The sequence below is a fragment of the Actinomycetes bacterium genome, assembly GCA_035489715.1.
Classification (GTDB): domain Bacteria; phylum Actinomycetota; class Actinomycetes; order JACCUZ01; family JACCUZ01; genus DATHAP01.
Genome location: DATHAP010000178.1, coordinates 1 through 17437 on the forward strand (window position 1 = coordinate 1; position 17437 = coordinate 17437).

Genomic DNA, 17437 nt, shown 5'->3' on the forward strand with positions numbered 1-17437 from the left:
GCGTCCTTCATCACCAGCGGCTCGACCATCAGCGGCATGCCGTAGCGCTCGCAGTCGGCCTTGGCGGTCAGCACGTTGGCGACGCATGCCTCGCGCACCTCCGGCCGGCCGGGAAGGTCGAAGAGGTTGACCACCACGCATGCCGCGTCCAGCCGCACCCCGGTCAACGCGGGCTCGGGGATCAGCCGGCTGAAGAGCCGGTCCGGCAGCTGCTGGCCGTAGACGTTGGCCACGTCGGTGCGCAGCACCAGCGCGGGGCGCGACCTGCCGGGGATCTCCTGCAGCAACCGCGCCTGACCCTGCGAGAGCTGGATCGCGTCCGGGCCGGCCGCGGCCAGCGTGCGCACCGCTGCACCGAGGTCCTCGATGCCGGCCAGGAAGGACGCCTCGCCGAAGAACCCGTGGTCGACCGCGATGTCGAAGCAGCGCCCCGACTCGGCGTCGAAGAGCCGGGACAGGCGGATGGCGACGTCGGTCACCGGACCTCCACGTGCCTAGACAACCCGTTGACGAAGGTTATTGCGGAGACCTAGCGTGCGCGCGACCGGCCGCCACTGCGGTCGGTGACGGGGGAGGAGGGCTCAGGTGTCCGACGACCTCGCCAGCTCACTGCCACCGGTCCTGCTGCCGACCAACCAGTTCCCGCACTTCTACCGCGGCGGCGACCGGATCGGCGCGCTGCGCGGCGGCCCCGGCGGTCCGATGCGCCCCGAGGAGTGGATCGGCTCGACGGTCACCCGCTTCGGTGAGGAGCTGTCCGGGCTGACGGGACTGTCGCGGCTGCCCGACGGCCGCCTGCTGCGGGACGCGGTGGCCGAAGACCCGCGGGGCTGGCTGGGCCCGGAGCACATCGACGCGTTCGGGCAGAGCAGCGAGCTGCTGGTCAAGCTGCTCGACCCCGACCAGCGGCTGCCGGTGCACTTCCACCCGGACAAGGCGTTCGCCCGGCGGCACCTCGCCCTCGACCACGGCAAGACCGAGGCGTGGATCGTCCTCGAGGCCCCGCCCGACGCAGGCGTGGGACTGGGCTTCACCGAAGCGCTGAGCAAGGAGAATGTGCTCGGCATGGTCGAGCGCCGCGACAGCGCGGGCCTGCTCGCGTCGCTGCGTCGCCGCGGCGTCGGTCGTGGCGACACGATCCTGGTCCCGGCCGGTGTGCCGCACGCGATCGACGCCGGGGTGCTGGTGCTCGAGCTGCAGGAGCCGACCGACCTCTCCGCGCTGCTCGAGTGGGAGGGCTTCGCGGTCGACGGCGCGCGCGACGGGCATCTCGGGCTCGGCTTCCCGACCGTGCTCGACGCGCTGCGTCTCGACCCGCTCGCCGACGACGAGCTCACCGCGCTGGTCCGCGCGCCGGGGCTGACCGGTGGCGACCCGCGCAGCCTGCTGGCCGAGCGTGCAGACGGCTACTTCCGCGCCGAGCTGCTGCCGCGTGCGGGTGCGGTGGAGCGAGGCTTCGTGGTCGGGCTGGTCCTTGACGGGAGCGGCGAGGTGCGCACCGAGCACGGCGGTTCGCTCGCCGTCGATCGCGGCTCGGCCTTCGTCGTCCCGTGGTCGGCGGGGCGCTGGGACGCGCCCGGCGCCGAGCTGGTCGCCTGCCGGCCGCCGCTGCCGGCGCTGGCTTCGGCCGCCCCGTGACCCAGCCGTCGGCCGGCGTCCTGGTCGGCATCGACGTCGGCACCACGCGGGTCAAGGCGGTCGCCACCGGCACCGACCTGCGCGTCCTCGGCCACCATGAGGTCCCGACGCCCTGGCTGCGCAAGGGCGCCACCGCCGAGGTCGACCCGACCGCTCTCGCGTCGGCGACCACGACGGCCGCGGCCGGCGCGGCGCGCGACGCGGGTGGCACGGCGCTCGCCGTCGGCGTCACCGGGATGGCGGAGACCGGGGTCCTGCTCGGCGGTGACGGGCGTCCCGTGGCGCCGGCCCTCGCGTGGTACGACCCGCGGGCCGACTGCGAGCACGTACGTCGTCAGCTCGGAGACGAGGCGTGTCGGCGGGTGACGGGTCGCGAGAACGACACCGTGCCGAGCCTGCCCAAGCTGCTCTGGCTGCGTCGTCAGGGCGAGGCGGCCAGGGCGGCGGTCCGCTACCTGTCGGTGCCGGAGTGGGCGGTGCACGCCCTCGGCGGCGACCAGGTCAACGAGCTGTCACTGGTCAGCCGCACCGGGCTCTTCGACGTGCCGGGCAAGGCTCCGTGGGCCGACGCGCTGGCGATGCTCGACGCCGGCCCCGACTTCCTCGGCGACATCGTGGCGGCCGGCCAGCCGGTGGGCCGGGTGTCGGACGAGGCGCCGGACGAGCTGCGCGGCGCGGTGCTCACCGTCGCCGGCCACGACCACCAGACCGCCGCCTACGCTCTCGGTGCAGCCGTCGAAGGCGTCGTGCTCGACTCGCTCGGCACCGCGGAGGCACTGCTGCGCACCGTCCGGTCACCGCTCGCAGGCGACGCGATCGACACGATGGCGCGCGAGGGCGTCACGACCGGCTGGGGCGTGGTGCCCGGCCACCTGTGCCTGCTGGCCGGGCTGCCGACCGGCATCTCGCTGGAGAGGGTGGGCCAGCTGGTCGGCGCGGCCAGCCCCGCCGAGCGGATCGAGCTCGGCCGGCAGGGACTGACCCTCGACCGGTCACGGACCGCGATGCGACTGGCAGCGACGTACCACGGCGTGACCGTGCACGACGTCGACGACGAGGCGGCGCCGGCGCTGGTCTGGCGGGTAGCCGTCGAGGACCTGATCGCGACGGCGCAGCACATCCTCGGCGTCATGGCCGACCAGGTCGGCCCCCAGGGCAGCGTTGTCGTCACCGGCGGCTGGCTGCACAACCCGCTGGTCAGGTCGCTCAAGGACGCGCAGTACGGCGGCTTCGCGCCAGGCCGGCTCGACGAGCCGGGTGCCATCGGGGCGGCCGAGCTGGCCGGTGTCGCGGCCGGCCTGGTCGCCCCGCGCTGGTCGCCGGACCAGGGCGCCGCACCGGCCTGACGACGTACGCGCCCGGTCTCCGGAGACGACGCGTGGTCACGAGGCCGCGGGACGTCTCCGGAGGGGCCCGGTCAGGGCCCGGCTCACGCGACCGGGGGGATCTCCCCGGAGCCGCGGACGACGAGCCGGCTGGACACCACCTCGACGGTGTAGGGGGAGTCGTCGCCGTCGAAACGGCTGAAGAGCCGCTCCGCCGCCCGGCGGCCGATCGCGGCGGCGTCCTGCGCGACGACCGTCACGCCGGGGTCGAGCAGGTCGGCCAGCGCGAAGTCGTCGAAGCCCACGAGGGCCACCCGGTGCTGCAGGCCGAGGTGGCGCAGCGCCCGAAGCGCGCCGAAGGTGACGAAGTTCTGGGCCGTGAACAGCGCTGTCGGCGGGTCCCCGCCGCGCATCATCGCGGTCACCGCGGCCTCGGCCAGCGAAGCGGACGTGCAGTCGTGAATGGTGTCTTGTTGGACAACTCGCAGGTCGGCCCCGCGCATCGCGTCAAGGTAGCCGGCGTAGCGCTGCTGGGCGGTCTGGATCTGCAGCAGGTCGCCCGCGAAGGCGATCCGGCGATGTCCATGGGATACCAGATGTCGGACACCGGTCGCGGCGCCGGCCTGGTTGTCGGTCACCACGACGTCGCCCTCGATCAGCCCGGGCGCCCGGTCGACGAACACCATGAAGGTGCCTGCCTGGCGCTCCGTCAGCAGGTAGCGGTGGTCGGCGCCGGTCGGCATCATGACCAGGCCGTCGACCCGCCGGGAGCTGAACGCCGCGACCAGGGCGCGCTCCCGCCGCGGGTCCTCGTCCAGGCTGCCGGCGAGCACGCTCAGCCCACGCTCACGGGCGACCTCCTCGACCGCCCGGTGGATGGCGGAGGAGTACGGGTTCTCGACGTTCTCCAGGATCACCCCGAGGGTCGCCGTGCGGCCGTCGCTGCGGCGCAGCGAGCGGGCGCCGAAGTTGAGCTGGAAGCTCAGCTCCCGGGCTGCCAGCTGCACCTTCTCCGCGGTCGCCTCGGCCACCCCGGGCTCGCCGTTGAGGACCCGCGAGACGGTCTTCAGGCTCACCCCGGCCCGGGCCGCGACGTCTCGCATCGTGGCACGCGCCCGGGGAGCAGCCGGTAACGAATCCGTCACGCAGGCCTCCGTTCGCAACAATCCCTTGACGGCGAAGTAACCGTGGGGCTACAACTACGGACCACGACGACAACGTTGTCAAGACGGTGTCCCACCCCAGACCCTGGGGGCCCCGACCACCCACCCGACCGACGTGAGGACGGATTCATGATTCGCAGGACGAAGAGGGCGCACGGCCTCCAGCTGGTCGGTGTCGCACTCGTCGCCTCGTTGGCACTCGCCGCGTGCGGCGGCGACGACGACGACGCGGGTGGCAGCGGCGGCTCGGGCGGCGGTGGCGGCGGCGGCAACGAGGACATCGCTATCTCGCTGATCACGAAGGACTCCACCAACCCGTTCTTCGTGGCCATGCAGCAGGGTGCCGAGGACGCCGCCGACGAGGAAGGGATCGACATCAAGATCGCCTCCGGCAAGGAGGAGGGTGACGACCAGGGCCAGATCGACGCGATCGAGGCCGCGATCACCGCCCAGCAGGACGGCATCCTGATCACCCCGATGTCCACCGGCGTCAACGACGCGATCGCCAAGGCCCGCGACGCGGGTCTCTACGTCATCGCGCTGGACACCCCGCCGGACCCGCCGGACACGGTCGACATCACGTTCGCGACCGACAACCGCAAGGCCGGCAACCTCATCGGTGAGTACGCCGCGGCGCAGCTCGGTGGCGAGAAGGCCGTCATCGCCCTGCTGGACATCTTCGACGACAAGGTCGTCTCGGTGGACTACAACCGCGACCAGGGCTTCCTCGAGGGCATGGGCCTCGACGACATCGGCGACCCCAAGATCAACGGTGACGAGCCGAAGACCGGCAGCTACTCCGGCGGCGAGTACGAGATCGTCGGCAACGTCGCGACCGGAGCCAACGAGGAGGGCGGCCGCACCGGCATGGAGCAGCTGCTGTCCAAGAACGGCGACATCAACGTGGTCTACACGATCAACGAGCCGACCGCCGCCGGTGCCACTGCTGCTCTCGAAGCGCAGGGAAAGTCGCTCGACGACGTTGTCGTCGTCTCCGTCGACGGCGGCCGCGCGGGTGTTGAGGCCGTCGAGAACGGTTCGATCGACGCCACCTCGCAGCAGTACCCCGCCAAGATGGTCGAGCTCGGCGTGGCCGCGATCATCAAGATCGTGAAGGGCGGCGCGCCGCCCGAGAACTCCCCCGGCCTCGACTTCTACGACACCGGCGTGACCCTGATCGCCAAGGAGCCGGTCGAGGGCGTGGAGAGCAAGGACCCGCAGTACGGCCTGGACAACGCGTGGGGCTGAGCCTCTCGTCCTAGATCAGGTTGACGCGTACGGTGGGGGCGGCCGCTCGGGCGGCCGCCCCCGCCTTGCGTGGTACTCGTCTCGACGATGGAGGCAGCGTGAGCAGTACGACAGCGGCACCTGAGAGTGGCAGCGGATACGACGCGGCGGAGGAGTTCCTCGAGCACCGCACCCCCGCGCAGCGGGTGCAGACGCTCCTGCACAACTACCCCTGGCTGAGCCCGGCCGTCGTGCTGATCATCAGCGTCATCGTCTTCGGGCTGCTCAACAGCAAGTTCGCGACACCCAACAACCTCTCGCTCATCACGCAGCAGGTCGCCGTGGTCGGCGCCCTGGCGGTCGGTCAGACGCTGATCATCCTGACCGCGGGCATCGACCTGTCCTGCGGCGCCATCATGGTCTTCTCGTCGATGGTGATGGCCAAGACGGCCTTCGACTCCGGGGTGCCCGGCCCGCTGGCGATCCTGCTCGGCCTCGGCGTCGGCGCGCTGGCCGGCGCGGCCAACGGCCTGCTCGTGACGAAGGTCCGGCTGCCACCGTTCATCGTCACGTTGGGCACTCTGAACATCTTCGTGGCCCTGACCCTGCTCTACGCCACCGGTCGCACCATCCGTGACGCCGAGCTCGGCACCGGGCTGGCGTGGCTCGGCGAGACCTTCACCATCGCTGATGTGCGCATCACCACGGGCGTCGTCGTGATGCTCATCATGTACGCCGTCTTCGCCTTCGTGCTCAAGTACACCGCCTGGGGCAGACACGTCTACGCGGTCGGTGACGACGCGGAGGCCGCCCGCCTGGCGGGCATCCGGGTGCAGCGGGTGCTGATGAGCGTCTACGTCGTGGCCGGTGTCCTCTACGCCCTCACCGGCTGGATCCTCATCGGCCGGGTCAACGCAGCCAGCCCGAACTCCGGGATCGACGCCAACCTCGACTCGATCACCGCTGTGGTGATCGGTGGCACCAGCCTCTTCGGCGGCCGGGGCACGATCGTCGGGAGCCTGATCGGTGCTCTCATCGTCGGTGTCTTCCGCAACGGCCTGACGCTGGCCGGCCTGGACGTCTACTACCAGACCCTGGCCGTCGGCATCCTGATCATCGTCGCCGTCTCGGTCGACCAGTGGATCCGGAGGGCCCGCGCATGACCGCCACCAGTCAGGAGCGCTCGACGACCGGTGGTGGGGCCGCGCAGCCGGTGATGCAGGCCGTCAACATCGTGAAGACGTACGGCCACGTCGTGGCTCTCGACGGCGTCGACCTCGAGCTGTACCCGGGCGAGGTCCTCGCGGTCATCGGCGACAACGGCGCCGGCAAGTCCACGTTGATCAAGTGCCTGTCCGGCGCCGAGTCGCCGAGCACCGGCGAGATCCTGCTCGACGGCCAGCCGGTGAACTTCAAGACGCCGCTCGACGCCCGCAACCACGGCATCGAGACCGTCTACCAGACGCTGGCCGTCGCACCGTCCCTCGACATCGCGGGCAACCTCTATCTCGGCCGGGAGGAGCGCCGGTCCGGCCCGCTCGGTTCGGTCCTGCGGATGCTCGACGGCACCGGCATGCGCAAGCACGCCAAGGACCAGATGTCGTCGCTCGGCATCGGCACCCTGCAGAACATGGGGCAGGCCGTCGAGAGCCTCTCGGGTGGGCAGCGCCAGGCTGTCGCGGTCGCCCGCGCGGCCGCCTTCAGCAGCAAGGTCATCATCCTCGACGAGCCCACGGCGGCGCTCGGCGTCAAGGAGTCCGGCCAGGTGCTCAAGCTGATCGAGAGCATCCGCGACCGCGGCCTGCCGGTCATCCTGATCTCGCACAACATGCCGCAGGTCTTCGAGGTCGCCGACCGCATCCACATCCAGCGGCTCGGCAAGCGGGCCGCCGTGGTCTCGCCCAAGACGATCAGCATGTCCGACGCCGTGGCCGTCATGACGGGTGCGCTGAAGGTGGCGCCCGAGCAGGAGGTGGAGGTGGCCGCGGACGGCTCGACCAAGCTGGCACACCCGGAGGCGGCCCAGCCGGGCGCGGAGGCGTAGCTGGCCGAGCTCGTCACACGTCCGTCAGATCGACCGGGGCTTGCTCAGCGGGCGAGGTCGGACTCGGCGACCACCCGCAGCGCCTGGGCGGCGATCGTCAGGGCCGGGTTCATGGCCGCGGACGACGGGAAGAACCCGCCGTCGACGACCCACAGGTTGCCCAGGTCGTGCGTCCGGCACCACGGGTCGAGGACGCTGGTGGCCGGGTCGGTGCCGGCCGCGACCGTCCCGCACATGTGGCTGTTCATGCTGATGTCGAACCACTGGGTGAACACCGCGTCGTAGCCCGCGCCCCTGAGCAGCGCCTTGGCCCGGCGGTGCAGGCGGCGGTGGGTGCTACGCCCCACAGCGTCCCGCGCGGTGGTGATCCGGCCCTGGCCGTCGACCGTGACGCGGTTGTCCGGGTGGGGCAGGTCCTCGGACATGACCAGCCACTCGACGCTGCGCCGGGACAGGGCGTCGAGCAGGGGCAGCGGCACCCTGGTCGCCCAGCTCTTCATCATCACGCCGTCGATCCGGCCGATCAGCTGCAGCGTACCGAGCGGGTAGCCGTCGCCGCCGTCGGCGTACCAGTCGTTGACCGACAGGGTCTTCTGGAAGGTCACGTCGTTGGTGCGGTTCACGTCGACCGCGGCAACGTGCGCGTTGTTGTGCATCATGAAGCGCCGGCCGACCAGCCCCGACGAGTTGGCGACGCCGTGCGGCAGGTCCCCGTCGGCAGAGGCGAGCAGGAGCGCCGCCGAGTTGACCGCGCCCGCGGCGAGCACGAAGCGGCCGGCGCGGACGGTCACCGTGCCGTCCGGCCCCTCGACCACCAGGTGGTCGACGCGGCCACCGGACACGACGAGCCGTCGCACCCGGTGTCCGGTCGCCAGCCGCAGCTCGGTAGCGGCGAGGGCCGGGTCGATCGCGCAGGTCTCGGCGTCGCTCTTGGCGCCGACCCGGCAGGGGAAGCCGTCGCAGGTGGCGCACCGGACGCAAGCGCCGTCCGGCCCGCGGTCGAGACCCATGGCGTTGGCGCTGGGGTGCACCCCCTGGGCGGCGAGCCGGTCGGCCAGCTCGGCGACGTACGGCTCGTGCTCCATCGGCGGGTGCGGGAACGGCGAGCTGCGCCAGGGCTCGGTCGGGTCCTGTCCGGTCACCCCGTGCACCCGGTAGAGCAACTCGGCCTCGGCGTAGTAGGGCTCGAGGTCGGCGTAACCGAACGGCCAGGCGGGCGAGGTGCCTTCGTGGTGCTCGACTGCTCCGAAGTCGTGCTCGCGGAAGCGCGGCAGGCTCGCGCCGTAGACCTTGGTGTTGCCACCCACCACGTAGTGGACGCCCGGGGCGAAGGAGCGCCCCCTGGCGTCGTACCAGGTCTCGCTCGGCTTGTAGCGGCGCTGCAGGAAGACTGAGCGGGACGACCAGTTCTCGGGCTCCCGAGGGAGGCGCTCGCCACGCTCGAGGACCAGGACGTCGACGCCTCGCCGGGCCAGGGCGAGCGCCGTCGTGGCGCCGCCCATGCCGGACCCGACCACCACCACGTCCGCGGTCAGGTCGGCACCGAGGGAAAGCATGTCCGACAGCCAACCATCCGTCGCGGCGACGGCGCGACAGGTGCTTGACTGCCGTCATGCCGCAGCCCCTGCGCTGGGCGCTCGTGGGCGCCAGCGACATCGCCGCCACCAAGGTCCTGCCCGCGATCCGTGCGATCGGGCACAGCGCCGTCGTCGTCCGCTCCGGTGACGCCGAGCACGCCGACCGGTGGGCCGCCGAGCACGACGTGCCGGAGGCGGTCACCGACCTGCGGGCCGCCCTCGAGCGAGACGACGTCGACGCGGTCTACGTCTCGTCGGTCAACGCACGGCACTACGAACAGGTCGAGGCGGCCGCCGCGGCGGGGAAGCACGTGCTCGCCGAGAAGCCGCTGGCGCTCTCCCTGGACGACGCCCGGTCCATGGTCGCCGCCTGCGAGTCGGCCGGCGTCGTCATGGCGACGAACCACCACTTGCCCGCGTCGCCGACCCACCGGGCCCTGAAGAAGGCGGTTCGCGAGGGTGCCGTCGGCGACGTGCGCGCGCTCAGGGTCCACCACGCCGTCCAGCTGCCCCAGCGGCTCGCGGGGTGGCGGATCGACGACCCGGAGGGCGGCGGCGTCGTCCTCGACGTGACGGTGCACGACGCCGCGGCGGTCGCCGCGATCCTCGGCACGGCCGGACGGTCGGTGATGGCCGTGGGCCTCAACCAGGACAACGACCCGGCTGGCCCGTTCGACGCGGTGATGACCAGCATCGAGTGGGAGGGTGGCGTGCTGGTGCAGACCCACGACGCCTACAACAACCCCCACCTGCCGACCAGCCTCCACGTGCTCGGGACGGAGGGCGCGCTGGTCGCCGAGGACTGCAACACCGGTGACCCGGTCGGGTCGGTGGCGCTGTGGCGCGACCACAAGGCGGAGCCCGTGGACGTGGGTCCCCGGGACGACCTCTACGAGGTCACGGTGCGCGCCTTCGGCGCGGCCGTCGCGGGCGAGGGCGACGTGGTGGTCAGCGGCCCGGACGGGGTGCGGTCGCTCGCCGTGTCGCTCGCGGCGCTGGAGAGCTTGCGCACCGGCGCCCGCGCCGTGGTCGGGTGAGCCGGCGGTGACCGGGAGGACGGCGCCTCAGGCGGCTGGTTTCCCGCGCTTCGACGTGACCGGCCAGGTTGCCATGGTCACCGGCGCCGCCCGCGGCCTCGGCCGGGCGACCGCCCTGGCGCTGGCCGATGCCGGTGCCGACGTGGTGCTCGGCCTGCGCGATGCCAGCAGCGACGGCGGGCTGGTGGGCGAGATCGGGGCGATGGGCCGCCGGGCGCTGGCGCTGCCGTGCGAGGTGAGCGACCTCGACCAGGTGCGCGTGGCCGTGGACGTGGCGGTCGAGCGGCTCGGCCGGATCGACATCCTGGTCAACAACGCCGGTGCCTCGCCGGAGAACCCGGCCGAGGACGTGCTGGAGGAGGACTTCGACCGCACGCTGGCGGTCAACCTCAAGGGAACGTTCTTCCTCACCCAGGCTGTCGGCCGGGTGATGATCCGCCAGGGGAGCGGACGGATCGTGATGATCGGGTCGCAGGCCGGCTCGGTCGCGCTGCCCGGCGAGTCGGTCTACTGCATGACCAAGGCGGCGGTGGCCCACCTCACCAAGTGCCTAGCGGTCGAGTGGGGGCGGCACGGCATCACGGTCAACTGCGTCGCGCCGACCTTCATCCGGACGCCCGGGACCGAGGAGGCACTGGCCGACCCCGCGGTCGAGGCCGAAGTGGTAAACCGGATCGCTGGAGTGCACCGCATCGGCGACCCGATGGACGTGGCCGGCGCGGTGCTCTACCTGGCTTCGCCGGCGGCCTCGCTGGTGACCGGCCACACGCTGCTGGTCGACGGCGGGTGGACGGCTCGCTGAGCCGCTTGACGGCGTACGGCGTCGGATGGAGCGGTTTGCGAAACATGGCGGAAACCGTTGCGACACCGCTGATTCACCGACACCGGTGACCTCCGTCACAGCACATGCTCGGCCTCGACGATGTGACCGAAACGACACCGGTACGACGTCTGCCGGGTCATCTGAGCGCCGACACTTGATGTGTCGGACAACGCAATCGAGACATCGCAAGAGGTCGAGGGAGCAGTGACCGACACGACCGGTTCCGACTCACCCGAGAAAGGGGCAGTCCCATGACTGCCGTCCGCACGACCGTCACCACGATGGGCGAGGCCGTCGCCCGGCGCCGCGCGATGCGCGCCGAGCAGCGCCGCCTCGAGCGCGAGCTCGCGGAGTACCGCAGTCCCGCCGAGCGCCACGAGCTCGGCGCCATCCTGGCCCGCCACACGGCGGAGGAGATCGCGCCGATCGAGCGCATCGTCCTCCGGCAGAGCCGTCCCGGCGGCCTCGCGTACCACCTCTGATCCAGGCGACCGCCAGCACGACCAGCACGACCACCCGCACGACCCAGCACGATCCAGCACGACCAGCACGACCAGCACGGACCCAGCACGACCAGCACGACCAGCGCGCCCGGGACCGAAGAAGGTCCCGGGCGCGCTGCCCTCTCGGCCGAGCCGGATCAGCCCTGTGCCACCCACGGGGTGAACTTCTTCGGCTCGCCCAGCCAGTCGACCTCGGCCGGCTTCGGCGTGCTGCCCTCGGGCAGCAGCTCGGCGCCGGTCTTGACCTCGACTCGCACCTGCTCCGGGTCGCCGACGACGACCTGGTCGATCGCGATGCGCGCGACGTCCTCGACGAAGTCGAGCTTCATGATGTAGGTGCCGCCGTGCAGCGGCACCTGACGGTTGCCGTCCTGGTTGAAACCGTCAGCCGGCAGAAGGGCGTAGTCACCGCCCTCGAACGTGGCGCCGAGGAAGACGTACTCGGGGCCGGTCCTTGTGCGGTCGGTGTCGATGTAGACGGCGATGCTGCTCCCGCTCCGGAAGGAGCGGACCAGGTCGTCGTGGCGGACGTTGATCCGCAGCTTCTCGTCACCGTTGACGACGCGGACCTTGCGGATGTCGGCGCCCTGCTTCATGTCTCCCTTCGCGTCCTCGAAGACGGAGGTCTGCGCGAAGGCGGTCCCGGCCAGGCCGGTGATGGTGATCGCGGACACGGCGGCGACGGTGGCGACGCGGCCGGCTGCGTTCTTCATGGTGTTCACAGTGACTCCCGGTGGGTGGTCGCGGGCCGGTCTCCCGGCCCGAGGGCGCCTCTCCGTGAGGCGTCAAAGGGAAGAAGTCGCCAGGACCGGCCCGGGTTGCATCGGGACGTGTGACCTGGCTCACGGAGCCGGAATGACAGGCCACCACCACCCACCTGGCGAGACGAGGTGGTGGCAGCACCACTTGTCGCCTCGCAGAACGGCAGGATCTGGCTCGTGCGCATCCTGGCCGTCGCCGACCTGCACTACCGCCTCAAGCACTGGGACTGGCTGGTGCAGGCGGCCGAGGGCGTCGACGTCGTCGCGATCGCCGGCGACCTGGCCGACGTCGCGAGCGCGGTGCCGGTCGAGGTGCAGAGCGTCGTCCTGGGGGAGTACCTCGACCGGATCGCGGCGCACGCGGTCGTGCTCGCGGCGTCCGGCAACCACGACCTGGACGGGCCGGGCGAGCACGGCGAACAGGTGGCCGGCTGGCTGCGGCGGCCCCGCCGGGCGTCGGTCGTCACCGACGGCGCCAGCGTCGACGTCGACGGCACCCGGTTCACCGTCTGCCCGTGGTGGGACGGGCCGCACAGCCGGCAGGCCGTCGAGGGCCAGCTCTCGGACGCGGCGGTCGACCGGCCGGACCGCTGGGTCTGGGTCTACCACTCTCCGCCGGCCGGCACCGTCCTCTGCCGCGACGGGCGGCGCGAGTTCCCTGACCACGACCTGGCGGGCTGGATCGCGCAGCACGAGCCCGACCTGGTGCTGTGCGGGCACATCCACCAGGCGCCCTGGGTGGACGGCGGCTCGTGGCAGGCGCGCCTCGGGCGCACCCACGTCTTCAACCCGGGCCGCCAGCCCGGTCCGGTGCCGCCGCATGTCGTGCTCGACAGCGACACCTCGACCGCGGAGTGGTTCGGCGTCTACGACTCCGAGACGGTCGCCATCGCCTGACTAGTGGTCGTGCGACCCCTCCGGGTCGCGGGCCGAGCCCGGCCTGGCCACCGGGCCCTGGTGGTGGACGAGCGTGTCGAGGATCGTGCCGACCATGCCGAGGTGGCCGTCCTGCCCGGCCAGCTGGGTCTTGACGTCGGCCAGGTACTGCGTCAGGCCGTCCAGCCGAGACGCGGTCGTCCGCAGCACGGCAAGGGCTGCTCCCGGCCGCTCCAGGAGGAACGCCTGCGGGTCCTCGACCACCTTCACACGTACGTCCGACGCGGCACGCAGCGTCGCCGTCGCCGGCTTGTCGAGCACGACCGACATCTCACCGAGGACGGCGCCGGGCGAGTCGATGCGAGCGACCGGTACTCCGTCGCGCTCCACCGTGACGGTGCCCGACACGAGCACCAGCATCCGGCCGGGATCAGCCCCCTCGGTGATTAGCACGGTGCCCGGGGGCGACGACTCGACGGGCAGGTCGGCGGCGAGCTGGAGCAGGTCGGTCACCCGCTCATCGTCCCGTGGACGGGTGCTGCCGGACGTACCTGCACGTCCATCGTCCCGACCCGCAGACAGCTGATCGGGCCACCCGACTACTGATGGGGGGTACGGTGAGGACATCCGGTACGGCGACATCACACTCGAGATGCCTACTCGCCGGCCCGTAGAGGGACTTGGCCATGTCGCTGTTCGGTCGCAAGAAGCCTGCCGCCCCCACCCGCGAGTACGAGTCCTGGGACCCGGCCGTGCTGGCTGAGGCCAAGGTCGACAGCGGTGATGACGCCGTCCCGCCGTCGGGACGGTCGCGGACCGGGGCCCAGCACCTCCAGGCCGCTACCGACGCGCTGGACGCCAAGGCGAAGCGCGACGCCTGACCGGATCGGTCAGCCGCGGCGCTTGTCGCGGATCAGCACGATCTGGCCGCTGCGCTTGACCTCGAACAGATCGGTCGCGTCGACCAGGTCGCTGAGCTTGCGGTAGCCGTAGTTGCGCGGGTCGAAAGACGCCTGGTTGCCGATCTGGTTGCCGACCTCTCCCAGGTGCGCCCAGCCGTCGTCGTCCGTTGCGGCGTCGACCGCGTTGCGAAGCATCTGCACGAGACGAGCGTCGCGCCGCAGCTTGGTGCGGTCGCTCGGCTTGAGCGTCTGCTCGTCCGGCTTCTCCTCCGAAGCCTGGCCGAGGCCCTCGACGTAGGTGAACTGCGAGCAGGCGTTGACGAACGGCTCCGGCGTCTTGCGCTGGCCGAAGCCGTAGACCTTGAGCCCCTCGGTCAGGATTCGCATGACCAGCGGGGTGAAGTCCGCGTCGCTGGACACGATGGCGAAGGCGTCCAGGTTGCGGGCGTACAGCAGGTCCATGCCGTCGATGACCATTGCCATGTCCGACGCGTTCTTGCCGCTGCTGTAGGCGAACTGCTGGATCGGCCGGATCGCGTAGGAGTGCAGCACCGCCTCCCAGCTCTTGAGGTGCGGGCTCTTCCAGTTGCCGTAGGCGCGCCGGACGTTGGCCGCCCCGTGCCGCGCCACCTCCGCGAGGATGACGTCGATCTTCGCCGCCGGCGCGTTGTCCGCGTCGACCAGCAGTGCGATCCGCCGTTCGCCCTCAGCCATCCAGACTCCTCCGCACACCATCAGCAAGATCCCCGGCCCGCGACCAGCATGTCGCACGGACCGGGCAGGATGGTGGGGTGGTGGAACGTGCCCTGAGATTCGGCTCCGTGGCCGGCGCCTACGAGCGCTTCCGGCCCGGCTATCCCGAAGAGCTCGTCGACCTCGTCCTCGGCTACGCCGGTCGGCCGATCAGGACTGCTCTGGAGATCGGCGCGGGGACGGGCAAGGCGGCCCGGGCCTTCGCGGCCCGGGGCATCGTCGTCACGGCCACCGAGCCGGACGAGGCCATGCTCGAGGAGCTGCGCCGGCACGTCCCGCCCACGGTGACCACGGTCCGGTCGGCCTTCGAGGACCTGCCGCTCGCAGCTGAGCACGACCTCGTCTACGCGGCCGCCGCCTTGCACTGGACCCGTCCGGAGGGCCGGTGGGACCGGGTGGCCCGGCTGCTTCGACCGGGCGGCGTCTTCGCGTCGTTCGGCGGCCCGGTGCGCATCGCGGACCCGGCCGTACGGGCATCGGCCGACCAGGCCCGTTCGAGGTTCCTCGAGACCGACGAGGTCCTGCCGCCTGACGGCACGCCGCCGGACGGCACGCCGGCGGACGACGGGTTGCAGTGGCCGGGGAGCGAGCTCGCTGGGGACTCGCGGTTCACCGATGTGCGACAGGAGATCGTCGCTCGCCGGCTGACGATGGCCGCGGAGGACTTCGTCGGTCACCTCGCGACGGTCTCCGCCTACCTCGAGCTCTCGGGCGAGGTCCGCACCGAGGCGCTGGCACAGATCCTGGCAGTGCTCCCGGACCGGGTCGAGGTGGACGCGGACATCACTGCGCACCTGGCCAGGTCGGTCCCCTAGACCGTCGAGGTGGCACAGTCGATCCATGACCGATGCCGTCGACCTCGCCGCCGCGCTGGCCACCTTCGAGGAGCCGTGGTCGCCACGGACCGTGGCGGTGCTCAACGACTACGACATCCGGGTGGTCCGGACGAAGGGGGAGTTCACCCGGCACTCGCACCCGGAGACCGACGAGTTCTTCATGGTTCTGACGGGCAGTCTCACGATCCGACTCGACGACCGGGATGTCGAGCTCGGGCCGGGGCAGCTCTACGTCATCCCGCGCGGGGTGCACCACCAGCCGGTGTCCGAGGGCGGCGCCGAGGTGGTCCTCATATCTCCCACCGAGACCCCCAACACAGGCGACTCGCCCGGCGAGCTCACCGCGGAGCGGCGCGTCGTCTGACTGAACCCGCGGCACGGCGGTGACGTCCTTGGTGGAGTCAGAAGCCGCTGCAGCGCACCAGCCTGGTGGGACGTCATGACCTTCCGCTCACGCCCCCTGCTCGTGCTGTCCGTCTCGCTGCTCCTGCTTGCCCCTGGCCTTGCGGCGTCCGGCTCGGTGACCCCGTCGTCTGCGTCCGTGGCGGGATGCGCGCGGGACACGGTGCCGCCGCAGGTCATGTCGCTGTCCCTGACGTCCAGCTCGGTGGACGTCACGGCAGGGTCGGCCGCTGTCGGCGTGCGGGTGCACGTCGTCGACCTGGCTGCCGCTGGCGTGGCGCCGTCCGGCGTGCGCTCGGTGAAGCTGTCGGTCGAGTTCCGGCTCCGCTCCGGGTCGGCGACCCAGTTCCTGCGGCTCAGGCCGTCCGCGGACCCGGTGACCTGGGAGGGGAGCCTTCTCGTGCCGCGGGGCGCACTACCCGGCACCTGGCGGGTCAGGGACGTGTCGGCGAAGGACTGGGCGCACAACTTCCGGAGCTTCAGCGAGCAGTCGCCCTGGGCGCAGTCCCAGGTGGGATCGCTCTGGCAGTCGACCGTCGACGTCAGCAGCACCGACCCGGACCGCGAACGGCCCACGATCGCGGACGTGTCCCTCAGCCCGGCCCCCGTGGACACCCGAGCAGGCAAGGTCACGCGACGCGTCCAACTGCGGGTGAGCGATGACGTGGCGGTGCGCGGAGCGGCGCTGCTGCTCATCCACCACGACGGGTCGGATCAGCAGCGCACCCTCGAGGCGGTGTGGACGCACCGGCGTGGTGGGCGGTTCACCGGTCGGGTCACCGTCCCCCGGTGGCTGGGCGACGGCTCTCTCGCGGTGGAGGCTTCCGCGTGGGACGCCAACAGCCACACCCTGCTCGCGGGGGGCCGGCTCGCCCGTCGTGGCTGGACGTCGTCGATCGCGCTCCGCAGCCTCGAACCCCCTCGTCCACAGCTGCAGAGGCTCACGATCGGGACGGCGACGACTCGCCGCGACGGCAGCATCCGGATCCCCGTGCGTGCGGTCGTGGACGGCAGTGGTGCTGCTGTGAAGGGCCTCCAGCCCTTCCTGTGGCGCCGTGGGGCCTCCCGTGGCTACACGACGGCGCTCGAGCTCGAGCGCGGCACCCGGGCTCACGGCACGTGGCGGGGCGCCGTCCTCGTCAGCCCGTGCGCCGGCCCCGGGGTCTACCGGTTGACCGTCGACCTGCGCGGCCAGGGTGGCGCGTGGCGTGAGGTGCGAGGTGACGCGATCCGAGCTGCTGGCGCACCCGAGCAGATCGCCCTCCGGGGGCTTGCGGGCGACGACACGGATCCACGGGCGTTCGGCGACACGGCACCGGAGAACAGTCTGGCGGTGCGGTTCTCCGAGGGTGTTCGCGGCGTCGTGCCTGCCCTGACACCGGTGAGCTCCTCCACGCTCGACCCGCTGGCAGTCGCCACGGCAACCTGCACGACGGCCGCGGGGGCTGTCGTCCCGTGTGACACCGACGAGCCCGTCGTCCGCCGGGTCGTGCTCCTGCTCGCCGCCCCTCTCGACACGGACGAGGGCTGGCCGGCCATGGCGCTCAACATGCTCGCGCCGCTGCCCCAG

General features: G+C 71.8%; 19 protein-coding genes. 13 read left to right on the forward strand and 6 right to left on the reverse strand.

Features of this window, described 5'->3' with window-relative positions; all coding sequences use genetic code 11:
• On the reverse strand, positions 1-479 hold a 479-nt coding region (locus VK640_14445), incomplete at its 3' end, for an aldolase (protein HTE74380.1).
• Positions 480-585: 106 nt separating this feature from the next.
• Here VK640_14445 and VK640_14450 point away from each other — a divergent pair.
• Complete coding sequence (locus VK640_14450; protein ID HTE74381.1) at positions 586-1638, forward strand: phosphoheptose isomerase; 1053 nt, start codon at positions 586-588, stop codon at positions 1636-1638.
• Positions 1635-2984 carry an FGGY family carbohydrate kinase gene (locus tag VK640_14455; GenBank protein ID HTE74382.1) on the forward strand — a complete coding sequence of 450 codons (1350 nt, stop codon included), beginning with the start codon at positions 1635-1637 and terminating at the stop codon, positions 2982-2984. Before VK640_14450 ends, VK640_14455 begins: the two co-directional genes overlap by 4 nt.
• An 83-nt stretch (positions 2985-3067) precedes the next feature.
• Here the strand turns inward: VK640_14455 and VK640_14460 are convergent, their stop codons facing one another.
• The gene (locus tag VK640_14460; GenBank protein ID HTE74383.1) at positions 3068-4066 is read right to left on the reverse strand and encodes a LacI family DNA-binding transcriptional regulator; all 999 of its coding nucleotides are present in this window, start codon (positions 4064-4066) and stop codon (positions 3068-3070) included.
• A gap of 189 nt (positions 4067-4255) precedes the next feature.
• Between VK640_14460 and VK640_14465 the strand changes: the two genes are divergently transcribed.
• The 3 genes from VK640_14465 to VK640_14475 all read left to right on the forward strand — a co-directional run bounded on the left by VK640_14465 (position 4256) and on the right by VK640_14475 (position 7397).
• Entirely contained in the window at positions 4256-5374 is a 1119-nt protein-coding gene (locus VK640_14465) for a substrate-binding domain-containing protein (protein ID HTE74384.1), read from the forward strand.
• Between the two features lie 98 nt (positions 5375-5472).
• Entirely contained in the window at positions 5473-6516 is a 1044-nt protein-coding gene (locus VK640_14470) for an ABC transporter permease (GenBank protein HTE74385.1), read from the forward strand.
• Entirely contained in the window at positions 6513-7397 is an 885-nt protein-coding gene (locus VK640_14475) for an ATP-binding cassette domain-containing protein (GenBank protein HTE74386.1), read from the forward strand. The genes VK640_14470 and VK640_14475 overlap by 4 nt, the downstream gene beginning before the upstream one ends.
• Before the next feature lie 44 nt (positions 7398-7441).
• Here VK640_14475 and VK640_14480 read toward each other — a convergent pair whose 3' ends face one another.
• The gene (locus VK640_14480) at positions 7442-8953 is read right to left on the reverse strand and encodes a GMC family oxidoreductase (GenBank protein HTE74387.1); all 1512 of its coding nucleotides are present in this window, start codon (positions 8951-8953) and stop codon (positions 7442-7444) included.
• Positions 8954-9009: 56 nt separating this feature from the next.
• Between VK640_14480 and VK640_14485 the strand changes: the two genes are divergently transcribed.
• From VK640_14485 to VK640_14495, 3 genes are all read left to right on the forward strand, one after another.
• Positions 9010-10011, forward strand: coding sequence for a Gfo/Idh/MocA family oxidoreductase (locus VK640_14485; protein HTE74388.1), 1002 nt, complete (start codon positions 9010-9012; stop codon positions 10009-10011).
• Positions 10012-10018: 7 nt separating this feature from the next.
• Positions 10019-10813 (forward strand): glucose 1-dehydrogenase, encoded by a 795-nt coding sequence (locus tag VK640_14490; protein HTE74389.1) that lies wholly within the window; start codon positions 10019-10021, stop codon positions 10811-10813.
• A 272-nt stretch (positions 10814-11085) separates the two neighbouring features.
• A complete protein-coding gene (locus VK640_14495) occupies positions 11086-11316 on the forward strand; it encodes a hypothetical protein (protein HTE74390.1) in 231 nt (76 codons plus the stop codon).
• 158 nt (positions 11317-11474) lie between these two features.
• Here the strand turns inward: VK640_14495 and VK640_14500 are convergent, their stop codons facing one another.
• Positions 11475-12050 carry a hypothetical protein gene (locus tag VK640_14500; protein ID HTE74391.1) on the reverse strand — a complete coding sequence of 192 codons (576 nt, stop codon included), beginning with the start codon at positions 12048-12050 and terminating at the stop codon, positions 11475-11477.
• A gap of 225 nt (positions 12051-12275) precedes the next feature.
• Here VK640_14500 and VK640_14505 point away from each other — a divergent pair, with 225 nt between their 5' ends.
• Positions 12276-12995 (forward strand): metallophosphoesterase, encoded by a 720-nt coding sequence (locus VK640_14505; GenBank protein HTE74392.1) that lies wholly within the window; start codon positions 12276-12278, stop codon positions 12993-12995.
• Here VK640_14505 and VK640_14510 read toward each other — a convergent pair whose 3' ends face one another.
• The gene (locus VK640_14510) at positions 12996-13487 is read right to left on the reverse strand and encodes a cyclic nucleotide-binding domain-containing protein (protein HTE74393.1); all 492 of its coding nucleotides are present in this window, start codon (positions 13485-13487) and stop codon (positions 12996-12998) included.
• Between the two features lie 173 nt (positions 13488-13660).
• Between VK640_14510 and VK640_14515 the strand changes: the two genes are divergently transcribed.
• Positions 13661-13855, forward strand: coding sequence for a hypothetical protein (locus tag VK640_14515; protein ID HTE74394.1), 195 nt, complete (start codon positions 13661-13663; stop codon positions 13853-13855).
• 9 nt (positions 13856-13864) lie between these two features.
• Here VK640_14515 and VK640_14520 read toward each other — a convergent pair whose 3' ends face one another.
• Positions 13865-14590: an NYN domain-containing protein gene (locus VK640_14520; protein ID HTE74395.1), complete on the reverse strand. Its 726-nt coding sequence runs from the start codon at positions 14588-14590 to the stop codon at positions 13865-13867.
• 77 nt (positions 14591-14667) lie between these two features.
• Here VK640_14520 and VK640_14525 point away from each other — a divergent pair, with 77 nt between their 5' ends.
• From VK640_14525 to VK640_14535, 3 genes are all read left to right on the forward strand, one after another.
• Positions 14668-15444: a class I SAM-dependent methyltransferase gene (locus VK640_14525; GenBank protein ID HTE74396.1), complete on the forward strand. Its 777-nt coding sequence runs from the start codon at positions 14668-14670 to the stop codon at positions 15442-15444.
• Between the two features lie 25 nt (positions 15445-15469).
• Positions 15470-15829 (forward strand): cupin domain-containing protein, encoded by a 360-nt coding sequence (locus VK640_14530; GenBank protein ID HTE74397.1) that lies wholly within the window; start codon positions 15470-15472, stop codon positions 15827-15829.
• A gap of 216 nt (positions 15830-16045) precedes the next feature.
• Positions 16046-17437: hypothetical protein (locus tag VK640_14535; GenBank protein HTE74398.1), on the forward strand; the 1392-nt coding region annotated here is incomplete at its 3' end.